Annotated in this window: 6 protein-coding genes and 1 pseudogene; all 7 read right to left on the reverse strand. The window is 72.5% G+C overall.

Going from position 1 to position 5,391, the window contains the following annotated elements:
* On the reverse strand, positions 1–1,199 hold a 1,199-nt coding region (locus GT030_RS08720), incomplete at its 3' end, for a putative baseplate assembly protein (RefSeq protein WP_161200603.1).
* Positions 1,199–1,621 carry a GPW/gp25 family protein gene (locus tag GT030_RS08725; RefSeq protein ID WP_031181818.1) on the reverse strand — a complete coding sequence of 141 codons (423 nt, stop codon included), beginning with the start codon at positions 1,619–1,621 and terminating at the stop codon, positions 1,199–1,201. The genes GT030_RS08720 and GT030_RS08725, both read right to left, overlap by 1 nt.
* Positions 1,618–1,938 carry a PAAR domain-containing protein gene (locus GT030_RS08730; protein ID WP_161200604.1) on the reverse strand — a complete coding sequence of 107 codons (321 nt, stop codon included), beginning with the start codon at positions 1,936–1,938 and terminating at the stop codon, positions 1,618–1,620. Before GT030_RS08730 ends, GT030_RS08725 begins: the two co-directional genes overlap by 4 nt.
* A 44-nt stretch (positions 1,939–1,982) precedes the next feature.
* Complete coding sequence (locus tag GT030_RS08735; protein ID WP_161200605.1) at positions 1,983–3,806, reverse strand: VgrG-related protein; 1,824 nt, start codon at positions 3,804–3,806, stop codon at positions 1,983–1,985.
* Positions 3,803–4,525 (reverse strand): LysM peptidoglycan-binding domain-containing protein, encoded by a 723-nt coding sequence (locus GT030_RS08740; RefSeq protein ID WP_086696355.1) that lies wholly within the window; start codon positions 4,523–4,525, stop codon positions 3,803–3,805. Before GT030_RS08740 ends, GT030_RS08735 begins: the two co-directional genes overlap by 4 nt.
* A 49-nt stretch (positions 4,526–4,574) precedes the next feature.
* Entirely contained in the window at positions 4,575–5,000 is a 426-nt protein-coding gene (locus tag GT030_RS08745) for a phage tail protein (protein WP_086696354.1), read from the reverse strand.
* 60 nt (positions 5,001–5,060) lie between these two features.
* Positions 5,061–5,391, reverse strand: a pseudogene (locus tag GT030_RS35540) (hypothetical protein); the annotation flags it as partial.

Raw genomic sequence — 5,391 nt, forward strand, 5'->3', positions numbered from 1 at the left:
GCCGGCCCGCCGCCGGTGCGGTAGCGGGCCACGCGGACCTGGGCGCCCTTGGGCGGCACCGCGCCGCACGGGCGCAGCGTGCCGTCGGGCTCGCGCAGCGCGGGCGCGAAACCGAACTCGCCCGAGGTGGCGTCCACCCGTACATGCCGGTCCTCGGGGCCGGAGCGGCCGAAGTGCCCGACGACCTGCCAGCGCTGCCAGCCGTCGGCGGAGGACACCTCCACCACGGGAGGCTCGCCCTCGAGCAGTACCGGCGGCCGGTCCAGGCGGAACGTCTGCCCGGCGACGCCCTCGGAGACGCCGAGCGGCACGTCCGTCACCGTCTCCGCGTGCTCCACCGTCATGGTGCCGCCCACCGTGAACACGGCGGCCTCCCGCACGGTCGGCGACTCGGAGTAGAACGGCTGGCCGGGCTCGGGCGGCACGACCCGGCAGCGCAGCCAGCCCGCGTGCGTCCCGCCGATCACGGACGCCGTGTGCGACGCCGGGACGTACACGATGACCTCGCCGGGCCGGTTCAGACCGCCCGTGGTGTCCTCGCCGGTCTCGCACCGCAGCCAGCGCGTGCCGTCCCACGCCTCCCAGACCAGCGGGGGCTGGCGCGGGTCCACACCGACGCCCTCGACCCGGCTGTCCAGGCGGACGGCGACCACACAGCGCGGCACCGCCGTCGTCAGCCCGAACAGCAGCGCGTCACCGGGCTCGGGCGTCGTCTGGAAGCAGGGCACGTCCCGGCCCTCGGCGAGCGCGTTCGTCCGGTCGGTCTGGTCACCGCCGCGCGGCGCCGTCACCAGCCGGATCAACTCACTGGGCAGGATGCGCAGTTCACCGGTGGTGGCGAAGACGACGGCGTCCTCGTCCTCGCCCGCCGCCGTCGTCACCTCGGTGCCCTCGGTCAGCGTCACCGGCTCCGGCTGCGGCGCGGAGAGCCAGAAGTCGACCTCGGCGGACGCCGCCGACGGCGGGAACAGCCGGATGCCCAACAGGTCGAGAAAAGCGAGGTAGTTCTTCTCCGGCACCCGGTTCAGCCGGTAGAGCAGCTGGTCCACCAGATAGGCGAACGTCTCGATCAGCGTGACACCGGGGTCCGACACATTGTGGTCGGTCCACTCGGGGGCACGCTGCTGCACATACCGTTTCGCCTCGTCGACGAGCTGCTGGAAGCGCCGGTCGTCCAGATTGGGGGAGGGCAGGACCATCAGTCGCCGACCACTTCCTCGACACCCTCCTCGGAGGGGATCGTGTAGAACGGAAACACCAGATTGCGCCGGTCGTTGGTGGAACGCACCGTGTAATGCACGTCGATGTAGAGCGTCCCGGCGTCGACCGCGTCGAAGGCCACCACCACGTCGTCCACGGAGATCCGCGGCTCCCACCGCTCCAGGGCCTCCCGGACCTGCTGCGCGACCCGGCCCGCCGTGTCGCCGTCGCCCGGCGCGAACACGTAGTCGTGGATGCCGCAGCCGAACTCGGGCCGCATCGGCCGCTCGCCGGGCGCGGTGCCGAGGACCAGCCGGATGGCCTCCTCGATCTCCCGCGCCCGCTCCACCATGGCGATCCCGCCGGTGGGCCCGACCCGCAGCGGGAACGCCCAGCCCCGGCCGATGAACCGCTCGCTCACAGCACGCCACCTATCTCCACGCTCAACTCACCCATCACGATCTGCGCCTGGCACGCCGTCCTGTCGCCCATCCGCGCGGCCGGCAGCCCGCCGATCAGCACGCCCTCGCCCACCACCGCCATCGGGTCCGGCATGATCACGTTCAGCGGCCCGGTGGCGGCGTGCGGGGGGACCACGCACACGTGCAGGCTGCCCACGACGGCGGCCGGACGGCCCCCGATCAGTACGGTCGCCACCCGCGCGGCGGCCGCGGGCGGCGGGGTGGTGATCCGGCCGCCATGGCTCGTCGGATCACCGGTACGGGCTGCGGCCGGCATCGTGAACTCCTCGGAAATCGACATCAACGGACGTGCGCGACGGATCAGTTGATCCGGATCAGCTTGGCCTTCAGGACACCCAGCAGCCCACCGTCCACCTCGACCGACGAGCGCCCGGTCACCGCCACCGCGCGCCCGGAAACGGACACCCGCGACTGCCCGTCCAGCACCACCCGGCGCCCCTTCAGGGTCACCTGGCCCTGCGGCGCGCTCAGCGTGATGTCCTGCTTGTCCAGCACCATCGACGTGCCCACCTGACCCGGCGACCGGTACACGGTCACCTCGATCCGGTCCTCGCGGTCGTCCATCCGGACCTCCAGACGCTTGTCCGCCGTCACCAGCCGCAGCCCCGACGGACCCGGCCGGGGCGCGTCCAGCAGCTCCAGCCGGTGCCCCGAACGCGAGACGATCGAGCGCCGGTTGACCTTTCCGCTGGTCTTGTCCACCAACGGCACGTCGTGCTTCGACGGCTTGTCCACCCCGTTGTAGAGCCCGCCGAGGACGTACGGACTGTCGAGCAGCCCCTGCTCGAACCCGACCAGCACCTCGTCGTTGACCTCTGGGCTGACCACACCGCCGCCGCCCTTGCCGCCCCACTGCACGGTACGCGTCCAGTCCGACACGTAAGTGTCGTCCAGCCAGGGGAACTTGAGCCGCACCGCGCCCTGCTCCGCGCCGTTCGGCTCCCGCACATCGGTGACCACGCCGATCGCCAGCCCCGGAATGCGCGCACCGCGCGAGCCCGCCGCCCCGGCACCGGACAGGCCGGTCAGCGAGGGGTCCGGGCGGGAGCTGACCCACAGGGTCGTCCGGTAGCCGCCGTGCGGCTCCAGCACGTGCTGCACCGCCGTCGCCGTGTACCGCCCCGAGAACGCGGGGCCCACATTGCCCAGTGCGACCGCCTTGCCCGCGCGCAGCGCCGGATTGCCGGTGGTCAGCGCCTCCAGGTCACCGTAGGACGCGCTCACCTGCTCCGCCGTCGCCCGCGCCACCGCCGCCGCCTCCGCCTGCGTGCGGTACGGGGTGTCGGCCACCGTCACCTGGGTCTTCTTGCCGAACCGGTTCACCGACGCGGGGTTCAGACCCGGCACGACCGTGCCGCTGGTGATGGACGCCTGCTCGGCCACCACCGCCCGCTTGGTGGTCGCGTCCCAGCCGCGCACCTGCACCTTCTGCGCCGCGTCCGCCATCGACAGCGACGCCCGCAGCGCCAGCAGGTTCCGCCCGTACTCCAGCACCAGCGGGCTCCGCGTCGCGGGCGTCGACGGAGCGGGCGCGCCGGACGCCTTCACCGGGCGGGTGAACTGCAGGACACCCTTGTCGTCCACCCGCACCTGCGCACCGCACTCGCCCGCCAGGTACTGCAGGAAGTCCCAGTCGGAGACGTTCGCCTGGGAGAGCTGCTTGTGCGTGACCGCAGGCGCCTCCACCTTGCCGCAGGCCAGGCCCGCAGAGGTGGCGACCTTGCGGATGATCGCCGCCGTCGTCATGTTCCGGTACGCCACCACCTTCCGGCCGCGCTGCAGCCGGTGCGCCTTGGAGTACGCCCGTACGACGGTGAACGTGCCGGTGCCGTCCCGGTCCAGCTCCAGAGCCGTCACCTCGCCGCTGAACAGCGGCTCCCGCGCCTGCCCCTTCACCGTCACCACCGACACCCGCAGCGGCGTGCCGATCGTGACACCGGTCGCCGCGAGGAACTCGTGCTGCGGATCGCGATACGTCAGCACCGCCGTGTCCGGCAGCCCCACGCTCTCCTCGATCACACAGCTCACCAGCTGCGTCGCCCAGGTGTTCGGCAGCTCGCCCGGTGCCTCGACCACCGGATCGGCCGCGAACGACCGGACGTCACCCGACTCGGCGGCCGTCACCGCTCCTCCTCGTACCCGGCGTCCCGCAGTCCGGGCACCACCAGTTCGGTGCCGGGCCGCAGGGCCATCGGGTCGTCGATGCCGTTCGCCTCGGCGATCGCCCGCCAGGCCGTCGCGTCCCCGTACTCCCGCCAGGCGAGCATCGCCAGGCTGTCGCCCGCCACCAGCGTGTGCGTGCTGCGCGCCGTCCGCGCGCCGGAGGTGGGGTTCTGCCCCGGCGGGTCGACGCTCGCCTCCTCGATGGACAGTGAGCAGGTGGCCCGCAGCGGCTTGCCGTCCACGTCGAACAGCGTGTACGACACCGACAGGCTGGACAGGACCCCGTCGAACGACGTCGTACGCGCCGTACCCCACTCGAACCGGACCCACGGGCTCGCCGGCTTCTTCCGGCCGAGGCTCGCCTGCGTGGGCACGCACGCCTTCATCAGCTTCTCCACGGCCTGCTCCACGGAGTTGTCGTGGGTGGCCGTCGCGTCCAGGAACACCTCAAGGCTCAGCACCCTCGGCCCGCTGCCGACGAACTCCGGCAGCGCCGACTCGCCCGCCATGCGCGCCGGGGAGCGGCGCCACTCGGTGGACTTGCTCAGCTCCAGCGTCGACGGGTTGAACTGGAGGTCGAGCCGCGCGAGCGTGCCGCCGGGCTTGGCGCCGACCGAGGCCGGCGGCTCCTTGAGCGTGAGCTGCGCCCTGGCCCGGCTGGCGCGGACCGATGGGGACATGGGGTGGTTCCTTCCTGGGAGACGGGGACTTGGCGGGGCGAGCGGGCGGTCAGGAAGGAACCAGCCCCTCGTGCGCGATCTCCAGCGTCTCCACCGCCGCCTGCGAACTCGCCGGGTCGAACGACGGGCCCTGCCAGCGGACCGGCACGATCCCGTACACCTGCCAGCCGATGATCCGGCTGAGGTCGGGACGCAGCGCCACGATCTCGCCGTCCTTCGGCTCCACCCGGCGCAGCGTCTCGTCCAGCCACCGGCCGATCTTCGCCGTGTCCGACGTCACCGGCCGGGTCAGCGTGATGTTCGACCAGGTCACCCGGCCCGGCAACTGCCAGGTGAACCCGTTGTTCCCGCCCTCCGCGTACGTCTCCATCTCGACCTGCGCCCCCATGCCGGAACACGTGTGGAACGCGCCGAGGTCGTTCCCGCCGATGTTGAGCCGGAAGAACACGCTCGTGGCGAAGATGTTGTCGGTCATGCTGCTCGGGTTCCGTCCGTGGGGCGTTCGGGGATGGCGGGGCGGGTCAGGGGCGGTGTCTCAGCGACGGCCGTCGAAGGGGCGGCCCGTGCGGTCCCGGCCCCGGCGCAGCTCGTTGCGCAGGAGGCGGGAGACGGGGTCCAGCAGGCGGCGGGCCAGATCGTCCAGGTCGGGGGAGGAGTCGGGGGCCGGGGGTTTGGTCCGGGTGGAGTTCTTGCCCGGCTGCTTCGTGCCGGTGGTCGTGTTCGCGGCTTGCGTGGCGGGTGTGCCCTGGGCGGGCGGGGTGGTGGTGCCGCCCTTGTCCCGCTGGATCCGGGTGTGGGGCCCCGGTAGAGGGGGGCTCGATGGGGTGAGGGCTGCTCCGGTGTCCCGCTGGATCTGAGCGGGGCGG

Origin of the sequence: Streptomyces sp. SID1328 (genome assembly GCF_009865595.1) — a bacterium.
Taxonomy (GTDB): Bacteria; Actinomycetota; Actinomycetes; order Streptomycetales; family Streptomycetaceae; genus Streptomyces; species Streptomyces griseoluteus.

Coding starts and splice junctions, on each gene's coding strand:
- GT030_RS08730 (WP_161200604.1), bottom strand. CDS start 1,938: ATGCCGGCCGCAGCCCGTACCGGTGATCCGACGAGCCATGGCGGCCGG.
- GT030_RS08740 (WP_086696355.1), bottom strand. CDS start 4,525: ATGTCCCCATCGGTCCGCGCCAGCCGGGCCAGGGCGCAGCTCACGCTC.
- GT030_RS08745 (WP_086696354.1), bottom strand. CDS start 5,000: ATGACCGACAACATCTTCGCCACGAGCGTGTTCTTCCGGCTCAACATC.